Origin of the sequence: Gaetbulibacter sp. M235, assembly GCF_043876835.1 — a bacterium.
Lineage (GTDB): Bacteria > Bacteroidota > Bacteroidia > Flavobacteriales > Flavobacteriaceae > Yeosuana.
This window is the reverse complement of record NZ_JBAWJZ010000012.1, coordinates 51421-74376: the sequence shown is the minus strand read 5'-3', so window position 1 is coordinate 74376 and position 22956 is coordinate 51421. Positions and strand designations below refer to the sequence as shown.

Annotated in this window: 21 protein-coding genes; 11 read left to right on the top strand and 10 right to left on the bottom strand. The window is 32.9% G+C overall.

The genetic code is table 11. The annotated features are described in order from the left end of the window. Window positions 1-3: 3 nt before the first annotated feature. From V8G69_RS15710 to V8G69_RS15665, 10 genes are all read left to right on the top strand, one after another. Window positions 4-3231, top strand: coding sequence for a SusC/RagA family TonB-linked outer membrane protein (locus V8G69_RS15710; protein WP_394883102.1), 3228 nt, complete (start codon window positions 4-6; stop codon window positions 3229-3231). A gap of 18 nt (window positions 3232-3249) precedes the next feature. Then, window positions 3250-4860, top strand: a complete 1611-nt coding sequence (locus V8G69_RS15705; protein WP_394883101.1) for a RagB/SusD family nutrient uptake outer membrane protein — start codon at window positions 3250-3252, stop codon at window positions 4858-4860. A gap of 153 nt (window positions 4861-5013) precedes the next feature. After that, window positions 5014-5853 (top strand): alpha/beta hydrolase, encoded by an 840-nt coding sequence (locus tag V8G69_RS15700; protein WP_394883100.1) that lies wholly within the window; start codon window positions 5014-5016, stop codon window positions 5851-5853. A gap of 7 nt (window positions 5854-5860) precedes the next feature. Next, the gene (locus V8G69_RS15695) at window positions 5861-7639 is read left to right on the top strand and encodes a PIG-L family deacetylase (protein ID WP_394883099.1); all 1779 of its coding nucleotides are present in this window, start codon (window positions 5861-5863) and stop codon (window positions 7637-7639) included. 34 nt (window positions 7640-7673) lie between these two features. Continuing rightward, on the top strand, window positions 7674-9161 hold the full coding sequence (locus tag V8G69_RS15690; RefSeq protein WP_394883097.1) for an acyl-CoA synthetase: 1488 nt from the start codon (window positions 7674-7676) through the stop codon (window positions 9159-9161). Window positions 9162-9165: 4 nt separating this feature from the next. Next, window positions 9166-9540, top strand: a complete 375-nt coding sequence (madL, locus tag V8G69_RS15685; RefSeq protein ID WP_394883096.1) for a malonate transporter subunit MadL — start codon at window positions 9166-9168, stop codon at window positions 9538-9540. Window positions 9541-9546: 6 nt separating this feature from the next. Continuing rightward, entirely contained in the window at window positions 9547-10296 is a 750-nt protein-coding gene (gene madM, locus V8G69_RS15680; protein ID WP_394883095.1) for a malonate transporter subunit MadM, read from the top strand. A gap of 30 nt (window positions 10297-10326) precedes the next feature. Beyond that, window positions 10327-11631 carry a malonyl-CoA decarboxylase domain-containing protein gene (locus V8G69_RS15675; protein WP_394883093.1) on the top strand — a complete coding sequence of 435 codons (1305 nt, stop codon included), beginning with the start codon at window positions 10327-10329 and terminating at the stop codon, window positions 11629-11631. Between the two features lie 303 nt (window positions 11632-11934). Beyond that, window positions 11935-12195: a DDE-type integrase/transposase/recombinase gene (locus V8G69_RS15670; RefSeq protein WP_394883090.1), complete on the top strand. Its 261-nt coding sequence runs from the start codon at window positions 11935-11937 to the stop codon at window positions 12193-12195. Next, window positions 12135-12374, top strand: coding sequence for a DDE-type integrase/transposase/recombinase (locus V8G69_RS15665; RefSeq protein WP_394883111.1), 240 nt, complete (start codon window positions 12135-12137; stop codon window positions 12372-12374). Before V8G69_RS15670 ends, V8G69_RS15665 begins: the two co-directional genes overlap by 61 nt. A 361-nt stretch (window positions 12375-12735) precedes the next feature. Here the strand turns inward: V8G69_RS15665 and V8G69_RS15660 are convergent, their stop codons facing one another. The 10 genes from V8G69_RS15660 to V8G69_RS15615 form a co-directional block, all read right to left on the bottom strand. Next, the gene (locus tag V8G69_RS15660; protein WP_394883089.1) at window positions 12736-13194 is read right to left on the bottom strand and encodes a GNAT family N-acetyltransferase; all 459 of its coding nucleotides are present in this window, start codon (window positions 13192-13194) and stop codon (window positions 12736-12738) included. Between the two features lie 466 nt (window positions 13195-13660). Beyond that, window positions 13661-14587, bottom strand: a complete 927-nt coding sequence (locus tag V8G69_RS15655) for a hypothetical protein (protein ID WP_394883087.1) — start codon at window positions 14585-14587, stop codon at window positions 13661-13663. Next, the gene (locus V8G69_RS15650) at window positions 14587-15084 is read right to left on the bottom strand and encodes an RNA polymerase sigma factor (RefSeq protein WP_394883086.1); all 498 of its coding nucleotides are present in this window, start codon (window positions 15082-15084) and stop codon (window positions 14587-14589) included. Before V8G69_RS15650 ends, V8G69_RS15655 begins: the two co-directional genes overlap by 1 nt. Before the next feature lie 17 nt (window positions 15085-15101). Next, a complete protein-coding gene (locus V8G69_RS15645; protein WP_394883085.1) occupies window positions 15102-15389 on the bottom strand; it encodes a hypothetical protein in 288 nt (95 codons plus the stop codon). A gap of 287 nt (window positions 15390-15676) precedes the next feature. Then, complete coding sequence (locus V8G69_RS15640; protein ID WP_394883084.1) at window positions 15677-17854, bottom strand: TonB-dependent receptor plug domain-containing protein; 2178 nt, start codon at window positions 17852-17854, stop codon at window positions 15677-15679. An 85-nt stretch (window positions 17855-17939) separates the two neighbouring features. Continuing rightward, entirely contained in the window at window positions 17940-18272 is a 333-nt protein-coding gene (locus V8G69_RS15635) for a DUF6660 family protein (RefSeq protein WP_394883083.1), read from the bottom strand. A gap of 224 nt (window positions 18273-18496) precedes the next feature. After that, window positions 18497-19297, bottom strand: a complete 801-nt coding sequence (locus V8G69_RS15630) for an RNA polymerase sigma factor (RefSeq protein ID WP_394883081.1) — start codon at window positions 19295-19297, stop codon at window positions 18497-18499. Between the two features lie 43 nt (window positions 19298-19340). After that, complete coding sequence (locus tag V8G69_RS15625) at window positions 19341-19754, bottom strand: hypothetical protein (protein ID WP_394883080.1); 414 nt, start codon at window positions 19752-19754, stop codon at window positions 19341-19343. 228 nt (window positions 19755-19982) lie between these two features. Further along, the gene (locus V8G69_RS15620; RefSeq protein ID WP_394883079.1) at window positions 19983-20534 is read right to left on the bottom strand and encodes a GNAT family N-acetyltransferase; all 552 of its coding nucleotides are present in this window, start codon (window positions 20532-20534) and stop codon (window positions 19983-19985) included. A gap of 300 nt (window positions 20535-20834) precedes the next feature. Then, the gene (locus tag V8G69_RS15615) at window positions 20835-21233 is read right to left on the bottom strand and encodes a GNAT family N-acetyltransferase (RefSeq protein ID WP_394883078.1); all 399 of its coding nucleotides are present in this window, start codon (window positions 21231-21233) and stop codon (window positions 20835-20837) included. Between the two features lie 452 nt (window positions 21234-21685). Here V8G69_RS15615 and V8G69_RS15610 point away from each other — a divergent pair, with 452 nt between their 5' ends. Next, on the top strand, window positions 21686-22798 hold the full coding sequence (locus V8G69_RS15610; protein ID WP_394883077.1) for a fatty acid desaturase family protein: 1113 nt from the start codon (window positions 21686-21688) through the stop codon (window positions 22796-22798). Window positions 22799-22956: the final 158 nt, after the last annotated feature.

Below are 22956 nucleotides of genomic sequence, written 5' to 3'. Positions count from 1 at the left end.
TTCATGAAAATAAAAACCAATGAAAAGTATAGAATGAATCGAAGCTTTATAGTTATTACGGCAATACTATTTACATTATTTGCAAATGCTAGTAATATAAAAACAGATTTAGTACAAAACACAATAACGGGTACTGTTACAGATGTTTCAGGGCAACCATTACCTGGTGTAAGTGTTGTAATACTAGGAACACAAAGAGGTGTTGCTACAGATTTTGATGGGAGGTATTCAATAACTGCAAAAAAGAATGATGTTTTAATGTTTACTTACATTGGAATGGCTAATAAAACATCAATAGTTGGCGATTCTAACACAATTGACATTGTACTTAAAGAAGGTGAAAACCAATTAGATGAAGTTACTGTTATTGGTTATGGTTCAGTTAAAAAAGATGACGTTACTGGTGCAGTATCTGCTATTAAGCCAAATGTAAATGAAGCTTTAAGAAGTGGTTCAATAAATAATTTAATACAAGGTAAAGTAGCAGGTGTAGACGTAACAAATTCTAGCGGAACACCAGGTGCAGCATTAAGTATAAGAATTCGTGGAACAAACTCATTAAGATCAGATAATGAACCTTTGTATGTTGTTGATGGAATACTTATGAATTCTTCAACAGAAGATGCTTCAAACCCTTTTGGTACCATTAACGATTTTCAATCGCAACAAAGTGGTTTATCTGGTATTAATCCAAGTGATATAGAAAATATTCAAGTTTTAAAAGATGCTTCTGCAACTGCCATATATGGTTCTAGAGGAGCTAACGGTGTTATAATAATTACCACAAAAAAAGGTAAAGATGGAAAAGCAAGTATCAAAGTTAGTACATCTACAACGGCTTCAGTAATTGGAAGAAGTATTGATTTATTAGATGGACCTGGTTATGCTGAAATGAGAAATGGTGATGCTTTATTAGAAAATGTGGCAGTAAGATATGGTTTTTATCAAGGCGATATTTACAAAATAAGAAACATTCCTACTGGTGATACTTACTTTACAGATCCTGCAAGTGCTAATTTAACACCAGCTATAATAAACCAATATGGTCTTACTGCTACAGAGCAAATAGATTGGTTAGAAGAAATGACAGGAATGACAGTTAGTACTTCAAACAGAGTATCTGTAAGTGGTGGTGCAAGTGGAATTTATTATTATTTAGCTACAGGGTTTAATAACGAAAAAGGAATTACTCCAAACTCGAGTATTAATACAGGAGATATTAGAAGTAATTTAAGTGCTAAATTAAGTGATAAAGTTAAAATATCATCAACTATTTATGCTAGTTACAGAACCAATGATATGAACCTTTCTACCGATGGTACAGGAAACCGAGGTTTAATGGCTTCAATTCTTAATGCATCACCCCTAAACGACGATATTTTTGGGGATGATGGAGAACCATTAGCGAATCCAAATCTATGGGCTTCAGATTATTATGATCATTCAAAAGAGTCTAGAATTGTAGCATCTTTAAGTTTAGATTATAAGTTAACAGATTTATTAACATATCAGCTTAAATTAAGTGGTAATACTAGAAATAAAGAAAGAGTACGTTTTTATACAGATCAAATAGGTTTAGGTGCTTCATACGGAGGTTATTTAGGAGAATCTAACTTAGTTTCAAGAAATTATTCAACCGAGAATTTACTACAGTTTAAAAAAGATTTTTCTAGAGCACATTCATTTAATGGTACTTTAGGTTTTACAACAGATGAATACAGAACAACTACAAAGTCTATTTATGGAAGTAATTTTTCAGATTTGATTTTAGGGGAAAACGGATTGAATTTTGCTCAAACTATCATATACAATAACCCTGTAGAAAGACCTTCAAATTATGTGTCGGCGTTTGCAAGAGCAAACTACGCTTTATATAACAAGTATTTACTAACATATACATTTAGACGTGATGGTGTAAGTGTTTTTAGTGGTGATAAAAAATGGGATAACTTCCACTCTTTAGCAGCAGCTTGGAAAATGGAAAAAGAGAAATTTATTAAAAATCTAGGCTTTGTTAGCCAGTTTAAATTACGAGCAGGTTGGGGACAAACAGGAAATTCAAGTATAGCTCCTTTTCAAACACTGAATCTTTACACAATTACGGATGGTTCAGGGTTTGATGCTTCTACGGCAATAGGTCTTGTTTCTACAGGAATACCAAATCCATCATTAGTTTGGGAAACTACGGTTCAAAGTAATGTTGGTTTAGATTGGGGTATTTTAAAAGGAAGATTTACAGGAACAGTTGATGCATATGTAAAAAATACAGAACGTCTTTTATTGAATAAACCAATACCAGCTTCTAACGGATTTACATCTACAACTGTAAACGTTGGAGAAATTCAAAATAGAGGATTAGAGTTTAGTATAGATGCTAATATTGTAAACAACAGCAAGTTTAGTTGGACTCTTGGAGCAAATATTGCTTTCAATCAAAACAAAATATTAGAATTAGGTAGCGAAGATACTTTTGGAGATGGGAGAGCTCACTTTTTTGGAAACGGAATAGGTACTGGTGTTTTTACAGATCCCGTAAATATCTTTCTTGAAAACGAAGCTATTGGAACGTTTTTTGGTTTAAAAACAGATGGACTATACCGTACAGCAGATGATTTAGTCGATGCGCCAACTTACAGAAGTGTAGCACCACAACTAGGTGATGTACGTTTTATAGATTTAGATGGCAATGGTGAAATTGATGCTGCAGACAGACAAATAATAGGTAATCCAAATCCAGATTATACCTATGGATTTAACACAGAGTTTGCATACAAAAATTTATCGCTTAGACTTGTATTTGTTGGTAAAGAAGGCAACGATGTGTTCAACGCAAAATTAGGTCAGAATGGTTATAACGATAAACTTTTAACAAGAAATGTTTATTCAGAATCTTGGACAGATAGATGGACTCCAGACAATATAGATGGAAAATATCCTAGACAAGGTTTTGGTTTATTAGACTCTGCAGATTTATTAGTGGAGGATGCAAGTTTTTTAAGACTTTCTTCAGCTACACTTAATTACGATCTTCCAAGTAAACTCTTAAAAGAAATGGGTATAAGCAGCGCTAGTATATATGTAACGGGTAATAATCTTTTATTATTTACTAAATACCAAGGTTTCGACCCAGAGGTAAATTCGTTTTCTTACGATAGCACAAGAATAGGTATAGACTGGTCTAGTACACCAAGACCTATTTCTTTTACAGTAGGAGTTAATGTTAATTTTTAATATTTAAAACTTGAAAAAATGAAAAATTTACTAATATATTCAATAAAAAAAATGAAAATAAGAACATTTCTTTTAGCCATTTTAGGTGTAACTAGTTTGCTGTCTTGCGAAAATACACTTATAGAAGAACCGGATTATAGTGTAGATGCCAGTAAAGTATTTTCCACAGAAGAAAGAGCACAACTTGCACTACAAGGCGCTTTATCGCAATTGGAAGATGGATTTTGGACGAACCAAGGATATCACCAACTAATATCTTGTGCTGGTGGATTTTTATACCGTCCAGGAAGTGGTCATATAACAGAATATAACAATTTTATTTTTAAAGATAATCAGGCTTGGCCAGAAAATGTTTGGAATAGTAATTATAACGCTATCTATTCTTTAAATGTTATAATTAAATATTTTGAAGACAATAACCCGGATTTTACAGCTTTATCACCTGGATATCAAAAGGTTTTAGGGACTGCTTATTTTTTACGGGGTTACGAATACTTTAAATTGGTTAGGTTATGGGGAGATATCCCTATGCCATTAGAACCAGCAGTAGGTATTACACACACACCACTATCTAGCGAAGCTGTAATTTATACATCAGTTATCAATGACTTTGAACAAGCAAAAATTTTACTTCCTGCAGGTACTGGTATACCAAGTAAATACAATGGACCACTTAAATCTGCTGCTGATGCTTTTTTAGCTAAAGTTTATGCAACACAAGCAGGTTGGTATAATATGCCTCAATTGTGGGAACAAGCAAAAATCCATGCAGATTTAGCTATAAACTCTAAAAACTATATGCTTTTACCTAGTATAGCTACTTTACATTCACCAGCAGGTAGAAACTCTGAAGAAGCAATTTTTGAGATGCAGGCAAATTATTCATCTAATTTAAATAACCTATCTCAGGCATACACTCCACAAGCTTTAGAGGTTGATATTTTTGGAGGTTACATTAGAGTACAACCTTGGATGTGGACACGACAATTAGGTGATAACTTATATAGTGATTTTACTAAGAATGCTTCAACAGGAAAAATTACTGATGTAAGAGATCATGATCCTAGGGTAGATATAACATATATAGATTCAACATTTACTAAAATTAATGGAAGTTCATCTTCGGTTTACCCAAGAGCTAAATGGGCAAGTGGTGCTTATTTTTATATAGCAAAATACCTTGACCCTAACAGAACAAGTAGCGCAAGCATTAGAAACTGGAAGGTTTTAAGATATGCTGACATTCTATTATTACGTGCCGAAATTGAAAATGAATTAACAGGACCAGCTAATGCATTTCAATATGTAAATGAAGTTTTAGATAGAGCTAGAAGCAACGGGAAAGGTACATATCCTTTAAGTTGGGATATTACAAAAGTATCAACAAAAGAGGAGTTTAGAAAAAAAATAGCATGGGAACGTATGTATGAATTAATTGGAGAAGGGCACGAATTTTTTGAAGCTCGCCGACGCGGAAAAGATTTCCTAGTTAACGAGTTTATTTCTGTTCATAATAATTTTAACGACCCTGTTTTAGCTTCTCAATATAGAACAAAAGAAACCGGTGATGGTATTATGCATTTAGTAATTCCATTATCAGAAACTTCTAATAACAATTCGATAGACTAATTTTTAAAACACTTTAACTCAAATGCATGTTAAAGTATTAGTTATATGATAAATAGATTATCTAATTTAAACTTGATTAGATAATCTATTCTGTTCACTATTTTATGTAAATAAACAACATAAATTATTTTCAATAATTAAACGTATTTCATTTTGAAAAAAACCTATATATACCTCTTAATACTGTTGTTGCCTTTGTGTGTTTTGGCGCAAAGTTTAGAATATAAACAAGAAAATGGTGTTTCTTATTTAGATCCATCACTTGAAAGCATATCCGATTACCAAAAACAAATGTGCTTATTGGATATATACTACCCAAAAACTAAAGAGAAAGTACCAGTTATTGTTTGGTTTCATGGCGGCGGTTTAACCAGTGGTTCAAGGGAAATTCCAGAAGCACTTAAAAATAAAGGGTGTATTGTTGTTGGTGTTGGTTATCGTCTAGCACCAAGAATAAAAGCGGAGATTTGTATAGACGATGCTGTGGCATCTATTGCCTGGGTTTTTAAAAACATAAATAATTATAATGGAGATGTAAATTCCATTTTTATTTCTGGTCATTCAGCTGGTGGATACCTTGCTTTAATGGCTGTAATGAATAAAGATTTATTAAAAAAATACGATATAGATGCCGATAAAGTTGCGGGTTTAGTTCCATTTAGTGGTCATACTATAACACATTTTGAGATTCGTGCAGAAAGAGGAATACCAGGAAAACAAGCTGTTGTGGATGAATTTGCTCCTTTGCATTTTGTTCGAAAGGGAGTGCCACCTATGTTATTAATTACAGGCGATAGAGAACTTGAAATGTTAGGCAGATATGAAGAAAACGCATACTTCTACAGAATGATGAAGGTTGCAGGAAATAAAAATATCATGATTTATGAAATGGATGGTTACGGTCACATGATGGTAGATCCAGCGCTTCCTTTGCTATTAAACTTTGTTGAGAGTAAAACTAAATTAAAGCATTCATCTAGGATTAAATCATAATACATTCATGATTAATACAACCTATAAATTAAGAAAAAAATTCATTTTATTTGTTGTAACATCAATCTTTACATGTATTAATATTACTAAGGTCTATGCAAAGGTTTATATGTTTATTCATGCACATCCAGACGATGAAATATATTTTAAATCTGGTTGGATTTATGATAGAATACAATCTACAGACACGTTAATTGTAGTTATTGCAACAGCTGGCGATGCCAACAAGTGGAGTTATCCGAAATGGGAAAGTAGTATAGATGCTAAAGATTTTGATAACGATGGAGATATCGATATGGTAGATCGTGGTTATGATAGAATGGCATATAGAAGTACACTTGGTTTAGCTTCGTTAGGATTAGATACCGTTAATAATCTATTTTTTTTAGGGTATGCAGATGGAGGTATATACAGCATGTGGGAAGATAAAAATTCGCAATACTTAAATCCCTTTACAAAAAGTAATGAGTCGCCTTATACAGTAAACGCTCCAAAATATTGCTACGGCTTAAATTATAAAACTACCGTTCCTTATACATATACTTCGTTGTCTGATGATATAAAAAGACTCTACGAACAATATAAGCCAAATTGCATTATGATTCCCGATTTTTTAGACACACCTTCCGATCATGGTGCGTTAGGAAGAATTGCTACTCAGGCACTTTATGATTTAAGAGAAAAAGGTAATAACGATTGGGTAAATAAAGTTGAGGTTATTTGGTCATTTCCATCGCATTTTGTTTGGGCAAATAAAGAAGCTTGGTTAGGTGGTAGCGATTTTTTACCAGAAGAAGAAGGTCCTTTTTTGGCAGAGCCTTTTCCTCAAGATATTTTCCCTCCACAAGTAAGTTATATAGATAAACTAGGAGGTGTTAATAAATGTAAATTATGGGAATTTCATCCTTATGAAATGCCAAATCCATCATGTTTTAGAGCACGTAAAAATGATATTTTTAGAGGCCCTTTTGTTATTTACGATAATGATGCACCATCAAATTGGTCTGACTTCACATCTAAAAAATCCAAAAAATCAAGTTATAGCATCAATGTTTTAGACGCAGCTCCAGGATTAAATACTAAAACCAAGCCACAGTATATTTTTTCAGAAGATGAAGGTAAAACTTGGAAAGGAACTAACGGACTTAAAGGTTACTATCGAAATAAAAATAACAAAACTATTTATGATTCTAATGATTTAAAAAACCGTCCAGAAACAGAAAATTATTCCTATTGGCAAGGCGATGTTGCTTTAGAAAGAATAGATGCTAAAATAGATTTCGAAAACGAATTTAACTTAGGAGATAAAGTGAATGACGATTATTGGTCGGCAGAATGGTTGGGCTGGGTAAAAACAGTAGATAAAAGTGGTACTTATTATTTTTATTTAGATGCAGATGATTCGGCCTTTTTAATGGTAAACAACCAATTAATTGTTTGGGATCATGGAGATTTCACCATGGGAACGAAGCGAGGTTTTGGCATATATCTAGAAAAGAACAAAGTGTACTCGATTCATTTAGGATTTTGGGATTATACAGGCTATGCGGGTTGTAAACTATCTTGGAAAACACCAAATCAAGAAAATAGTGAAATAATACCATCTTCAAATCTTCTTTGTGGTGATGCCACTATTGATGGTTCAGATGGCTCAGCTTCTATTCAAACTATTACTGCCCTAGATGTACCATTTAATAAAAAATCAGTTAAAAATAAAATAATGTTCATGGCTTTGGATATGGCAGGTAATATAGGTGAAAGTCCAGAATTATCAATTAAAAAATAAATTATTTTCAGAGTTCAAAATAAATAAATATTAGATGTTAAAACTTATTGAAAGAGCTAACAATTTTAAAGATAGAATAGCAATTAAAAGTGATAAACTTAGCTATAGTTACCAAACGCTTTTAAATAAATCAGAATCAATTGCGGTTGAATTATTAGCAGGAAAAAGAGATTTGAATGAGCAAAGAGTGACTTTTTTAGTAGATCCAAGTTTTCAGTACGTTAGTATTCAATGGGGAATATGGAGGTCAGGAGGTATTGCCGTTCCATTATGTGTTAATCACCCGCTGGAATCTATTAAATATGTGCTGGCGGATACAGATGCATCAATTTTGATTTATAGTAAAGAATATAAGGACTTAATAAAACCGTTAATTGTTAATACCAATATACGATTTATTAAAGCTGAATCATTTAGTAACATTTTTGGGTTATTACCTGAAGTTGATATTTTACGGCGAGCTATGATAGTTTATACAAGTGGAACTACTGGTCTTCCCAAAGGAGTTGTGTCAACACACAAGAATATTGAAGCGCAAATAACTGGGTTAACAAGCCTTTGGGAGTGGAATGAAAATGATTACATATTAAATGTATTACCAATGCATCATGTTCATGGCATTATAAATGTTCTTTGCTGTGCCCTTTGGAGTGGTGCTTGTTGTGAGTTTTTGCCTAAATTCAATCCTTCTGAAATATTTAGATTGTTTAAAAAACAAGAAATAAATGTTTTTATGGCGGTTCCAACTATATATTTTAAATTAATAGCATATTGGAACAACTTACCAAAACTAGAAAAAGGCGAGATTTCTTCAGTCTTAAAAAAATTCAGATTAATGGTCTCTGGATCGGCAGCATTACCTTTAAGTGTACATGAACAATGGGAAAATATAAGCCATCATATTCTTTTAGAGAGATATGGAATGACAGAGATGGGTATGGCGATTAGTAATCCTTATAAAGGTAAGAGAAAACCAGGCTTTATAGGTCAACCTTTGGAAGGGGTATCCATTCGAATAGTGAATGAAAATAATGTCCCTGTGAAATTAGATGAGCCTGGAGAAATACAAGCAAAAGGGGATAATGTTTTTAATGAATATTGGAATAAGCCAGAAGCTACGAAAGAAGCATTTACAAGCGATGGTTGGTTCAAAACAGGAGACATTGCTATAATAAATAATGGTAGTTATAAAATTTTAGGACGAAATTCTATTGATATAATTAAGTCTGGGGGATATAAAATTTCAGCTTTAGAAATTGAAGAAGTTCTTCGTCAGCATTCAGATATTAAAGATTGTGCGGTAATAGGTCTTCCAGATGAAGAATGGGGAGAGATTATAGGAGCTAGTTTAGTGTCAAACACCAAAGATTTATCTATTGATAATCTTGGAAATTGGCTTAAAGAAAAACTGCCTAGATATAAAATTCCTAGAAAATTTATTTTACAAGAAGATTTACCCCGAAACATAATGGGTAAAGTTACAAAGAGTGAATTGATAAAACTGTTTAAAACGGTATTATAAAAATATGAAAATATATGGTGTAGCTTTATTGGCGGGGTGTTTCTTATTAGGGAAATTCACAGGTCATTCTCTAGGGGCATTTATAAATATAGATGGTGATATAGGAGGTGTTGGTTTTGCAATGATTTACCTTATTATGGTTAATGCCTTTATGAAAAAAAAAGGAATACTTAAAAAAGAAACTAAGAATGGTGTATTGTTTTGGGGAGCTATGTATATACCTATAGTTATAGCTATGTCAGCAATTCAAAATGTTCAGGCTGCTTGGAATGGTGGTTGGATAGCGCTTTTGGCTGGTGTAGCCGTAGTTTTTTTTGGTTATGTTTTGGTTCCTTTAATATCAAAGATTGGCAGGGAAAGTGATACCTTAAAATTGTAATTGGCTATGATTGAAATTGCACAAAATATTATATCAAAAAACGGGTTGATATTTGCCTTTTTATGTGTTGGTGTTGTTATGTTAATTTCTTTCGGAATATCTAAATATTTATTAAAGAATAAGATACCAAGCGTAGCAATTGCAATTATTATAGCCTTGAACTTGGCATTTTTTGGTCACAAAAAGGGATTGGGAGATGTACCACTTTTTGCAGGACTCAGTTTGTTGGGTGGTTCAATGCTAAGAGATTTTGCTGTTGTGGCAACTGCTATGAATGCAGATTTAGATAAAATTAAAGCTGCAGGATTAGCTGGGTTTATTTCATTAGTTGTGGGAATAAGCTTTTCTTTTTTTACAGGAGCTCTTTTATCTCTATTCTTTGGATATACTGACTCGACTAGTATTACAACAATAGGAGCCGGTGCTTGTACTTATATTGTTGGCCCCATAACTGGATATGCGTTGGGAGCAAGTTCGGAAGTCATTGCAATTAGTATTGCAACTGGAGTAATAAAAACAATATTTGTTACCATCATGACACCTTTATTAGCTAAAAGAATAGGTTTAAACAACTCTCATAGTGCAATGGTTTTTGGAGGCTTAATGGGTACTACCAGTGGTGTTTCGGCTGGTTTAGCTGCTACAGATATTAAGTTGGTTCCTTATGGTGCAATGTCTGCCACTTTTTATACAGGCTTAGGATGCTTATTATGCCCTTCTCTTTTTTATTTACTAGTAGAGTGCTTTTTGAAATGAAATAATAATTAATCTTTAGTGTCAGAATAAATGCAAGACAAACTCCCCATTTATAACAATAAATCATTAAACAGTTCATGGGATAAAGGCAACAGAATTGAATATATTCTTAATCTATGTCAAGAATTGGTTTCGTATAAAGGGCGTACTTCCGGAATATCGTTGGCAACGAAAATATTAGACGAATATCAAAAATTAAATCAAAAAGATAAAGCGTCTTTTTTTTTAATGATCAATCAAAATTTCACACCAAATGTGGCGGATATTTCTAAAGATGCATCAGTCTTTTTAGAGAATAGTAATTTGAAAAATTTGAACAACTTATCAGTAAGTGTTGAAGGAAAACGCCAAGAGTTGTTTAGAAGAATGAACATGGCAATAGGTGGTAGTGAAGTTTTAGTCTTTATGAGAGGTGATTTGCTACCCTTAATCAACCATCTTCCAGAGCTTAAGGAATTAGATAATGATTTGATTCACTTGTTTAGGTCATGGTTTAATCCGGGTTTTCTTAAGCTTAGAAAAATAAACTGGAGTACAGAAGCAAGTATTCTTGAAAAATTCATAGCCAATGAAAAGGTTCATAGTATTAAGGACTTGTCGGATATAAAAAAAAGATTGCAGAACCATAAAGAATTTTACGCCTATTTTCATCCAGCTATTAAAATCGAACCAATAATTTTTGTGGAAGTTGCCTATACTAAAGGAATTGGAAAATCAGTTCAAGAAATAATTAACAGAAATACAAAATCTAATTTATTAGAATTTGATTCTTGTATGTTTTATTCAATTAATAATTGTCTGGTTGGATTATCAAGAATATCACTTGGAAATTTTTTGATTAAACGTGTCGTTCAAAAAATTGTGGTTGATAAACCTAATATTAAGAAGTTTTATACGCTATCTCCAGTACCAGGCTTTGCTAAATGGTTGTTGGAAAATGAAAATGAATATATTCTAGGGCTAATTTCTGAAACAGAAATGAAATCAATTTCCATAGTATTTGAGAATGAATTTGATATAAAAAAAATTAGTAATAAGGTAAAAAGCGTTATCCTGAAATTATGTGCTATTTACTTAATTAATATAAAAGTAAAAGAAAAACCTATTAATAAAGTCGCAAGTTTTCATTTAGGTAATGGGGCTTTTGTAAACGACATTTTTTGGAATGGTGATACATCAGTCAATGGATTAAAATCTTCATTTGGAATCATGGTAAACTATGAATATGATTTACAGAAAATGGATGAATATCACGAATCTTTTTTTTCAAAAGGAAAAATAACAATTTCAAAAAAGGTAGAAAAAATACTTAATCAGGAAAAAAAAATATATTAAAGAAACAATTTATTTATTGAATAATTTATTCGGTTCTGTCGCATCTAAATTAATAAAAATAGGAATGTTGTATTTTTAAAACAAAAACAATGTTCAAAAGCCACACTTTTCCCAAGTCAGTTATTATGCAAGCTATCTATTTCAAGTTCAGGCTTGGATTGGGCTATAGAGAGATTGAGGAGTTGATGGCCATACGAGGAGTGAAGGTAGACCATGCAACCGTCCAGAGGTGGTCTATAAATTCAGCCCACAATTGGAGGCTTCATTCAGAAGGAGAAAGCATAAGGTGGAAAGCGCTGGAGGATGGATGGGACATACATCAAAGTAAAAGGGGAACGGAGGTATTTGTACAGAGCTGTAGATAAAGAGGGAAACATGATTGACTTTCTATTGACCAAGAGGAGGAAGCGCATGTCCTCCCAATCCTTTTTGATCAAGGACATAAACAACAATAGTTGTCCCGAACTGATAAACATTGACAAAATCGGTTCTAACAAAGGGGCATTAAGGTTTATAGAAGACGTTCTTTTGTTAAGATACGGATACGGCAGTGCAAGTATTTGAACAACATAGTTGAACAGGACCATAGGTTTATAAAGAGGCGTGTAGGACAGGGTTATAGGGACTTTGAGAGTGCCAGGCGAAGTATAGCGAGAATAGAGATGGTGCATATGATAAAGAAAGGACAGATGGGCAGCAATTGTTTATCTGCCTATAAGGCATTTTACAGTTTAGCAGTATGAGTCTGGTTAACCAAGAATTTTTAGATCATAATTTCACAAATGCGACAGAACCGTTTAATGTCGCAAGTATTAAAACCCACATCAAAAAGCAAGCTGTCTTTTGAGAGAATGGTTTTATAGAGGTCTGAATTTTTGTAAACTTGGGCAAAAGCAGAAAAAGTTGTCAAAGAGATAAGAAGTATAAGTAATTGTTTCTTCATTTATTATTGTATTTCAATTTTACAGTGTCGGTTGGATCAGATAACAGCTAACGAGTTTGTATTAAGATTTGTGCGACTGGAAAATCGAAGATTTTTCCGCCGAAGCAATATTTTTATTGAATGTTTGTCAGTTTGTACCAAATCCGATTTGAGCATAAATTTTATACAGTGTTGCCTGCTGTACTTTTTTTATTCCAATTTTCATAAGTCATTTCAAATTTTATTTCTCCATTTCCGTGCGTCCCAATTTCAGTCCATCCAGTTTTTCTATAAAACATTTCAGCTCTTGTATTTGGTGAAGTTCCTAGCCAAACATTAGCTCTAGTTTGTTCAAAATACCAGCCAAGCATTATGTCGTGAAGCTTTCTTCCAATACCTCGCTTTTCGAATTCAGGTTTTAAAAATAGGGCCCAAATATTTTTATTCTTTAAGTCAACAATTGAAAATCCAACAATTTCATTGCCGATCTCACAAACCCACCCTTTTCCTCTTTGAGTTATAAATTCTACACAGTCATCATCGGTAACTAAGTTTGGATTAGACAAGGTATTTTCTGTTACCGAGTTTCTCACAATTTGAATTTGTTTTATGTCATTAATTTTGGCTTCTCTAAAAATCATTTTTATTGAAATTATATATGTGTTCGTGTTTCAGTATTGTGGGCATCGGTATTTTATAAGAATTGTGCGACTGGAAAATCAGAGATTTTTCGGACGTAGTAAATCGTTAGTTGAATGTCTGCCGGTTTGTTATTTAGTTTAAATGTAAGCATAAATTTTATGAGGTGTTAACAACTGGCTTTTCATTGGGTATTTTCATTGTCATAAAACTTCAATTTTTTATGTGGACTAGTACTTTTCATAGGATACTGTGTTGTGTGCTGCCTTTACTTCAAAGGTTATTTCATATATTTAAATATGATAAAAAATAAAATATATGCTAAGAAACCAGAAAATACATATTTCCATAATATCTTTATTTTGGGGTTTTCTGCCTTATTGTGAAGAGGTCCATAAAAGACAAAATAGAATGGAATTACAAACGCCAATACTTTAAGAAAAGTAAATAAGTATTTATTTTTCATTCTTATTTCTTTTTAAATATTGTTTGACAAGAAAAAATATATCTGCTATTGCAATTAAAAGAGCGCCATAACCAACATAATTCTTCCAGGTCCCAACATCTTCGGGCTTTATAAAAACGGTATTCAGTAATCCTATTATTACAAAAAGAAGAGTTCGTGCAACTGTCCAATTTTTTTAGTGATTTCATTTCAATTCCCTTTAAATTATTTATACCAAATATCAGATACAAAAAAATAATCACCCCAATGATCAATGTAATTCCAATCGTGACTATATTTTTTATTCTATTAGTTTTGTATTTTTTAATGCTTGATGCGTTAATTGTATTTTCTTCAATTTCAACTAAACAACTTTCCAGTTGCTTAATTTGATAATCATTTTGTTTTAATTGAGCAAAAGCACTAACACCATAACTTAAAATAATTCCTATGGTTAAAACAATAAAATCACCCAATTCAAAAATTGGGATTTGCTCGTATTTGAAGTGTAGATAAAACAGAGAGCCACTAAGAAAAAACAAAGTGCTCGACAAGGCACTCACAAATATAGATTTAATATATTGTCCAGTGTAAAAGTCAATATATGCTCTTAGTAAATCTTTTAGATGTTCTTTTGTAACACTTATTTTTTCAACTCTTTTGTAAATTTTTGTCTGCCAAATTATTCCAAGGACAGCTATGAAAACAAAAAATGAATTAACAAAAGTGATTATTGATTGATTGTTTAGAAGAAAGATTAATGCAATAAATGAAATGAGTAAGAAACTTTTAAAAACCATATCAAAAATCAAGGACCTTCTGTATTGCCCCACAATATTTGAAGTAGATTTCATAAAATTATGAATTTCAATTTCAGAAAGTTTTTCTGCTTGAAATGATTTTTCGTTTTTCCAAGCTAACCTATATTTATTTAAATCTAAATCTTCCATCAGCTTATCATTTTGATTAATTTTGCGAGCTTCTTTTTGCTTCTTACTAATTTTACGCTTACATACTTTTCCGATATTCCGATGATTTCGGCAATCTCACTATATGCTTTTTCTTCAAGCCATAGCATAATAACCGCCTTTTCTATTTTGCTAAGTTTTGAAATTGCCTTGTAAAGAATTTTAATGTCTTCGGAATAGTCAATATCTTCAGCAATAGAATACTCATCTCTTAGTTGTGTTTTGTGATTCTCAAATAATGCGGCCTTCTTGTTTAACGTGATTGCAGTATTTAGAGCAACCCGATACATCCAAGTCGAAAATTTTGCTTCATTTCGGAATAATGGGTACGACTTCCATAATTGCAAAACAATTTCTTGATATAGGTCTTCCTTATCTGCGTTACTATTTGAATAGATAAAGCAAATCTTATGCAAAATCCCTTGATGTTTCTGGATTTGTTTTACAAACCCTTTTTCTATTTCTCTTTGATTTTGCACGCAGTTAAAATGAATTTTTAAAGATGTAGAATGATATAAATTGCAAGGAATATGATGAAACCAAATAATAAAGAACTAATCATCATTTTAGTTTTCTTAGTGTCAACTTGCTTATTATCTTCCTGAAATTTTTTCTCTAAACTAAATCCTGCAAAAAATTGAATTGGTAAGGCAGCTGAAACAGCAGCGGCTAGACTATCAGATAAGGAAAAAACTGCGAGATCAGCGACTATTGCGAGTAATGCACCTAATAACCAGCCCGCTCCCTTAAAAATTTTCGATTGATTTTGACTTAAATTTTCCATTTGATATCCTGTTTTAAATTAACCGTTTATTCAGTTAGTATATCAAATTCCAAATTAACTACACTTCGATGAGCTCTTTTTTTAAGTTGCACACAACGTGATTGTATAAGAATAGTGCGTTTTTGTGTGCGAGGATTTTCCGAAGGAAAATCGGAAGCTAGCAAATAAAGCAAATAACATTGGTTAAGCTAAAACTAGCAATTTTATATATACTGCTACCTGCTGCCTTTTTGATATTTTTTGTTTTGGTTTAATTTAATGCACTTTGGCTCTTTAAGATTGTATCCCTATAGTTTTATTTTTATACCTCCATTCACCACAAAACCATCTAAAGGCGCATAAATATCCCTAAACACTGGGCTTTCAATGGAGCCCGTATAGATACTGCCAAACTTTGTTTGTCGAGTGTCACCCAAGTTCTCAAAGTTGATGAAAATGGAAAAATTTTCCCATAGCTTTTCTGCCATAAAGCCAAAAAGCCAATACTGTCTGCCAGTGGCCCCGTCATTTAATTGTTGAGGGCTAAAGTAATAGGCTTCCAAGCCAATTTTCAATGTTTCTTCTATTTCATACATCAGCACATTATTTAGTCGGTGTGTTGAAACCAATGGGTAGGTATTCTTTGTTCCATTGTAATGTTCATTTACATCGGCTAATGTATAACCTACAAAAAGGGCGAAGTCTCCATAAGTAAACTTTATATTTGTTTCTATACCTTTTGTGTCAATAAAACCATTGGGTTGTTGAAATTCATAAAATCCATTGTTTAACAAATTAAGTACCAAGGGGTCTTTAATTTGTGTGTAAAAGAATAGGGTATTTATACTAAAAAATAATTGGTTGGTTAGGGGAGTTTTAAAGTTTATGTCGAAATTACCACCAAGGCTCTGCTCGGCTTTTGTATTGGAAACATCAATGGGTAATACATTTCTGAATTGTATGCGCTCGGCATCTTCGGTAAAAACTGTTGGGGTTTTGTAACCTAAACCACCACCAAGCCGCATGCTCAATTTCTGGTTGACTTTTAATAATGCTGAAATTCTGGGCAATGCGAAAAAACCATGTTCGTTTTGATAATCTCCTCTAAAACCCGTTTCTAATACAAACTTGTCTGTTGCATCCCAAGTGTTTTGTACAAAGATGCCAGAAGTGATATGCTTATAATCAACAACTTCTGAAAGATTCAATGGGTCTTGTGAGAATTTGTCTGTCCAAAGGTTAAGGCCAATTATCCATTCTGATTTCGTTTCTCTGTACGTATAAGTTGCTTCACTGAATGAAGATAACTGTTTACCAGAAAATGTAAAATCAGGAATTTCAATTCTTCGGTCATAATAACTCACGCTATTTTTGAATGATAGTCTTGCTTTATCGTTTAATTGGTGGTCCATTCCTAATTGGGTGCTGAAGCGATTGGTATTGTTTTTTTCAAAAAATGAGTTTGTGGCATTACTGTCTCCTTCAATGAATTTAATATCACCACCTATGCGGTTTTCCACTATGCTATTGAAACCAATGTTGAGTGAGGTTTTGTCATCAAAATCCCAAAAAAACTTTGGGTTTAGGGTATAACGCCTGAATTCAGGAATGGCTGTAAGCCCTATATCTGCAGGGTCATAAGGGGTGCCTAAATTATAGGAAGCAAAAATGGTGGTACCAACTTTATTATTGAATTTTTGGGAGTAAAATCCGCTGACATCCAAGCCTAAAGCAGAGGTGCCGTTCAACATAAAGCTTAGTTCCCCTTCTTCTTTGGGCATTTTTGATACAAGATTTACCAAGCCCGCAATGGCACCACCTCCATAAAGGGTTGAAGAAGCCCCCTTGATCACTTCCACTTGTTTTAAATCAAGTGGTGTTATTTGCATCAAACTTAAACCGCCTGAAAACCCCGCATACAACGGAAAGCCATCTCTTAATATTTGAGTGTATTTCCCGTCAAGCCCTTGGATTCGGATGCTTGAATTGTAGGAAGTTGCGGAGGTTTGTTGCGTTTGTATGCCTGTGCTCTCGTTCAGCATCATACGGATGTCACCAGGTTTCATGTTTCCCTTTTCCTCGAGTTCCTCTCCTGAAATGGCTTCAATCCTTGTTGGTGTGTTGTAGATAGTTCTTTTGGAGCGCGTGGAAACAATGACCACTTCATCCAGTTCTTCCCCTTCACTTTTGGAAAGTAAAATCTCAACGGGCTCTGTTTCTGATAAAGGAAAGTTGAAAACTATTTTTGTCTCATTGTACCCGATATATCTGAAAATGATGGTTTGGGTTCCATTTGGAATATTATTGATCTGTAAGTAACCGTTTTGGTCTGTACTGGCACCAATGGTTGTACCGTGCAAAATTGCGGTTGCACCTATAAGTGTTTCTTGGCTCTCGATGTCTTTTACAATGGCTTTAAATGTATTTTGTCCAAAGGCCAAAGATGTATATAGAATTACCAACAAAAGCAAGATGAAATTTTTCATTTGTCTAATATTTTTTAATTAATGATAAAATAGTTGGGTTAGAGGTGTTTCTCACCGCTAACAATTGGTAGTGGATTACCCACTTTTATATCATTAACTTTTTTTTGGGAGGTTGCCAGATTTTGGCAAAAAAATCATCAGCAAATCGAGATACGTAAACCGCCATGAATTTACTTTTACTGAAAGGAACATTCTTGAAGTAAAAGTGCACCTTTGAATAAACAAATCCTGAACATGTTCCACAGGTTAAAAACGGAGAACAAATAGAGCAATCGCCATCATGATGGTCTTTTTCTTTTCCCGAATGATTGTCTGCTTGCTCTGTTTGTATTTCGTCATTGCAGTTATCGTCCGAACAGCAAGGAATTGTTGATAGGCAAAAAGAATATAAAGCCAAAATTAAACAAAGTGTTTTCATTGGTGCAAATGTACAAAATAAGCTATTGCAAAAATGGATTAGTAAATTGGTTTGATGAGTCCAAGGTGGTTTTTTAGGGTTGCAGGTAACGTAATTGTGTATGATTAGTGGCGTGTTTAAGCACCTAATTTAGCAAATAAAAACCGAATAGAAAATCCGCGAGGATTTTCGTAAGTAGGCGAGAACTAGCCATTAATTATACACGTCTTGTGAGTTCGGCTTTTTTAATTTGGATTTAATATTTTTTTAGTCGTTAGTATTTCGTTTAATTGCTCAAAAAAATCCGATTGACTAATAAATTTTCCGTGATTTTGATAAATTCCTGTCATTGAATTTAGTTCTTCCATTTCGTCGTTATAAGCTTCTATTTTGTCTGCAAAAAATAGATTGCTTCTTGTAATTCGTCCACAAGAAATTGCCGAATTTATTCTTTTGTTGCATCGGCAATTATTTTTTGGATTATAAACACCACAATGAGAATTCAAAAATCTACCAATTAATTTCCTTGACAATTCGAGTCGCTTTCTGAAATTTTCAGGTGTTGTTTCTACAATATTTGAAGCTACATTACTTTTTATTTTCAAAACACTTCCAAGAATAAAGGCCATTCTCAAATCTCTATCCAAACATTGAAGCATTGCTAATGTGCAACCAGTTTTCATTTCTTTTTCTAAAAGGTTCTTATCTGGTTGCTCATAACTTACAGGTTCTTTTGTTGAATATAGGTCAGTAGAAAAAATGTCAAACGAAGTGAAAGTCTTTTCAAGCGCTGTATGTTTTAGATTGATTAAATAATTTGATGCAACCCGGTATGTCCAAGTAGAAAACTTACTTCGTCCGTCGTACTTACTTAAATTTGTAATTACTTTTATTAAAATTTCTTGTGTTGCATCTTCTGCATCCATTCTGTTCCATAAAAACCGAAGCGATAAATTAAATACCAAACTTTGAATGGAACCGATAAGTTTTTCCAAACTTTGTTTGTTGCCTTCTAAACAAGATTTTATAAGTTCTTTTTCTTCCATTTTTTAATTAATTGGTTGGGCTTTGCCCAACCAATTTAAACTTTTACGATTCTGCTAAAATAGTTTGAAGCTTTTGTAATTCATCTTTTAATTGTCCAATTTGTTCAGATAATGTTCCTTCAATTTGTTCCAATGGTACTGGTGGTGCAATTAAAACAAAAGAGTAAATAGCGTTATTGTCTGGTCCAGTTACCACTCTTGAATAAGCAACTCCAATACTTCCGTCTGGCATTGTCATATACCAGTCAATTGTTCCCATTTCTTTATTGGTCTTAGTTTCTAAACCAATTTTAAGTTCACCATTTGGAGTTACCAGAGTAGCTGATTTGTAATCAGCGTCTTTAAACGCACCTGTCCACTTCGAAAGGTTTGAAGGATTTGCAATGTACTCAAAAGCTTTACTTGTCGAGGTTTGTATGTTCACACTTTGAACATCATGATTTTTGATTTTACCCATTTTTTCTGTATTTATGTTGTCAATGAATTTTGACTACAATATATTAGACAGGTCAAATTGTAAACTGTGAATTTTTTTCTTCATTTTTTTTCAGTTGATGTACAATGCTTTGTATATGAATAGTAAAAGATTTATATGTGCTATTTTTCAGTTTAAAACAAAGATAGAAAGATAGCAGAAGCGAATTAAACTTTAAGTTTAGCTCTTAACTGCTATTTTTATATATGGTTACCGGTCGTTATTCGTTAACCATTCATTCTTTAACATTGAATAAATGAACAGGTCAATAAATTCGTTATTTACAAATTCAGCTTGTCTTAATACACCTTCTTTTTTGAATTTCAATTTTATAGGAATAGCTTGACTTTTAATATTTCTAACAGATGCCTTTATTTCAATTCTGTTTAAATTTATTTTTTGGAATCCATAATTAATTAATTCAATGCAAGACTTTGTAATTATTCCTTGTCCTTCTGAATTTTTATCAATCCAATATCCAATCGAGCCTATTTTGTTTTGTAGATTCAAATGATGGAGCCCAATTCTGCCAACTGGATTTTCATTTAGTAATATTATAAAACTCACTTCTTTGTTTTCTTTGTATAGGTGCTCACAATTTTGTAGATAATTTCTAAAGTCTTCCACACATTGCATATTTTCTATCCAAGGCAAAAATTCAGATAGATGTTCTCTATTATTATCTATTACGTTGTATAATGATGTTGCATACTTTTCAGATGTCAACTCAAGTTTTATGTTCTCATCAACTATGATTTCCATATCTTTTCTTAATTGTATTATTTCTTTATTTATGAATTGTGGTAGAGTGTTTATTTAATGACCGCTAACGGTTTACGTATTGGCGATGGTGGGGCATTTGAATAACATCAGTCCAACATTTGTTCAAATGCCCAATAGAATTACAAATGTTGAGTTTACAACTGTCAGCCCCACTATTGCCAATACGATGTTAGCGGTAGGCATATTTTGTTCAATTTTCATTCTTCAACAGTTTTCCTGTCATTGTTTGTGGTTGATTGCGATACTACTCTGTTAATCACTTTTCTGTCATTAGAAACTTTATTTTGTACGAAGTATTGTAAATGCCCTATCTTCTTTTGTCATTCCAATTTTTGGGTAATATTCCATTGCCGTTGGAACTGAAAGCAAAAGTATCATTGACTGGTCGCCAAGTTTTTCTTTTGTCAATTGAACAAGCTTTTTACCTATTCCCCCTTTTTTATAATCTGGATGGACAGCAAGGTCTGCAAGGTAACAGCTCCAAACCCAATCTGTAATTGAACGAGAAACTCCAATCAAAATGTCATTGTCCCAAGCAGTGACTATTAAATTTGAACTGTCATACATTTTTTGTATTCGTTCTCTATCATTTGTTGGTCGTGGCAAACCTGAACTGTTATAAAGTTCAATTATTTGGTCTGCTGTTGGTCGTTTGTCATAACTATATTCTATGTTCATACTGTCATTGTTGAGTGTTGCTGAATGCTTATTGCTAACGACCTGCTAAACGCAGTTCAGTTTTGCGAATGAAAAGATAATAAATTTAAGCAACAAAGATTTGAGAATCTGACCGATGTTTGTCATTGGGTCTCTAATCATTGTTTGTCTACTAGGTAGCGCAGCTACCGTTAGTTGTTAAATTTATTAGATTGGGAGATCAAGAAACAGATCCAAATTGCTTTTAGCACCTGTTATGGCACGTAAAAGGCTTGATCCTGTCAGCTGGAGCAGAAGTTTATAAAAAAGCCTTGTGCAATTGTTTTTATACGGTGTTAGCCTTTAGTTATTTTTATAATTCCTTTTTAATAAACCTAGAGTTCCAATTTTTTTATTGAAACTGACAAAAGTCATTTACTCATATAGTCGGTTTTAAGTAAATTTTAAGTATAAAATTAATTTAATCAAGAATAATGGAAAGCGTTAAGTTTGTGAGGCAAAACAATAAGGAACGGGAGTTTTCCTATGAGGTTAGAAAACGGGTACGTTCTTATTTCAAGGATAATAATAAGTCCATTTATGGTAATTTTAGCATGTATCTGAAGTCGGTTGTTATTTTAGGTGTTTATTTAGTGCCTTTTATAATGTTGCTCACTAGATCCGTATCACCTTGGACAGCTTTGGGTTTAGCGGTGATCATGGGTATAGGGGAAGCAGGCGTAGGGATGTCAATCATGCATGATGGGGTTCATCATGCCTATTCTTCAAAAAAATGGGTAAATAACCTCGCTTCGTCTACCATGTTCCTTTTGGGTAGTAATATTTTTAATTGGAAAATACAGCATAATATTAAACATCATTCGTTTACTAATATTTATAATTATGATCCTGATATTTCTAACCTAAAGATTATTCGTTTATGTCAATATGGGCCACTTAAAAAGTATCATAGTTACCAACATTTTTATGCTTTTCCACTATATGGACTAATGACATTTGCAAGATTGTTTGGTGAAATTGGAGTATTACTGGAGTATAACAAAAAAGGTATTACCAAGGAGCAAAATGTTAATCCTATATGGCAACTGGTGAAACTTATTGTCATTAAGGTCATCTACTTTGCTGTTATTATTGGTCTACCCTTATACTTAACAGATTTTTCTTTTTGGCAAATATTAATTGGCTTTGTTGCCATGCATATAACTGCTGGTATGATTATGAGCACCGTATTTCAAATGGCACATGTAGTTGAGGGCACGGATCAACTTCTTGTCGATGAAGACCAACAAATTAATAATGACTGGCTGGTACACCAACTTCGTACCACGTCTGATTTTGGAAGAAAGAATGGTCTATTCAGTTGGTATATTGGTGGGCTGGATTATCAGATTGAGCACCACCTTTTTCAAAATATATGCCATGTGCATTATCCTGCGATTGCTGATATTGTTAAAAAAACTTCTGAAGAATATGGATTCACTTATAATTTGAAACTAAACGTCTTTAGTGCACTCGCCTCTCACTTTCGAAGGTTAAAAGAGTTGGGCAATGAGAGAAATCCATCAACAACATTAGCTAGCATGTGATCTATTTATTAATACAATTGCTTGAAAAAGGTAATAGCCTATTTTATTTTTAGTCAACAATTTTGTCTAATTTTTATATAAAACTTTATCATTGGATAACGTGTATGGTTTCGTTGTGTGAAAATCCGCGAGGATTTTCCGCCGTAAATCGAAGATAG

Excerpts from the sequence above, each read along its gene's own strand:
- V8G69_RS15710 (WP_394883102.1), top strand. The coding sequence starts at position 4 with ATGAAAATAAAAACCAATGAAAAGTATAGAATGAATCGAAGCTTTATA.
- V8G69_RS15705 (WP_394883101.1), top strand. The coding sequence starts at position 3,250 with ATGAAAAATTTACTAATATATTCAATAAAAAAAATGAAAATAAGAACA.
- V8G69_RS15695 (WP_394883099.1), top strand. The coding sequence starts at position 5,861 with ATGATTAATACAACCTATAAATTAAGAAAAAAATTCATTTTATTTGTT.
- V8G69_RS15690 (WP_394883097.1), top strand. The coding sequence starts at position 7,674 with ATGTTAAAACTTATTGAAAGAGCTAACAATTTTAAAGATAGAATAGCA.
- madL (WP_394883096.1), top strand. The coding sequence starts at position 9,166 with ATGAAAATATATGGTGTAGCTTTATTGGCGGGGTGTTTCTTATTAGGG.
- madM (WP_394883095.1), top strand. The coding sequence starts at position 9,547 with ATGATTGAAATTGCACAAAATATTATATCAAAAAACGGGTTGATATTT.
- V8G69_RS15675 (WP_394883093.1), top strand. The coding sequence starts at position 10,327 with ATGCAAGACAAACTCCCCATTTATAACAATAAATCATTAAACAGTTCA.
- V8G69_RS15670 (WP_394883090.1), top strand. The coding sequence starts at position 11,935 with ATGGATGGGACATACATCAAAGTAAAAGGGGAACGGAGGTATTTGTAC.
- V8G69_RS15660 (WP_394883089.1), bottom strand. The coding sequence starts at position 13,194 with ATGATTTTTAGAGAAGCCAAAATTAATGACATAAAACAAATTCAAATT.
- V8G69_RS15655 (WP_394883087.1), bottom strand. The coding sequence starts at position 14,587 with ATGGAAGATTTAGATTTAAATAAATATAGGTTAGCTTGGAAAAACGAA.
- V8G69_RS15645 (WP_394883085.1), bottom strand. The coding sequence starts at position 15,389 with ATGGAAAATTTAAGTCAAAATCAATCGAAAATTTTTAAGGGAGCGGGC.
- V8G69_RS15640 (WP_394883084.1), bottom strand. The coding sequence starts at position 17,854 with ATGAAAAATTTCATCTTGCTTTTGTTGGTAATTCTATATACATCTTTG.
- V8G69_RS15635 (WP_394883083.1), bottom strand. The coding sequence starts at position 18,272 with ATGAAAACACTTTGTTTAATTTTGGCTTTATATTCTTTTTGCCTATCA.
- V8G69_RS15630 (WP_394883081.1), bottom strand. The coding sequence starts at position 19,297 with ATGGAAGAAAAAGAACTTATAAAATCTTGTTTAGAAGGCAACAAACAA.
- V8G69_RS15625 (WP_394883080.1), bottom strand. The coding sequence starts at position 19,754 with ATGGGTAAAATCAAAAATCATGATGTTCAAAGTGTGAACATACAAACC.
- V8G69_RS15620 (WP_394883079.1), bottom strand. The coding sequence starts at position 20,534 with ATGGAAATCATAGTTGATGAGAACATAAAACTTGAGTTGACATCTGAA.
- V8G69_RS15615 (WP_394883078.1), bottom strand. The coding sequence starts at position 21,233 with ATGAACATAGAATATAGTTATGACAAACGACCAACAGCAGACCAAATA.
- V8G69_RS15610 (WP_394883077.1), top strand. The coding sequence starts at position 21,686 with ATGGAAAGCGTTAAGTTTGTGAGGCAAAACAATAAGGAACGGGAGTTT.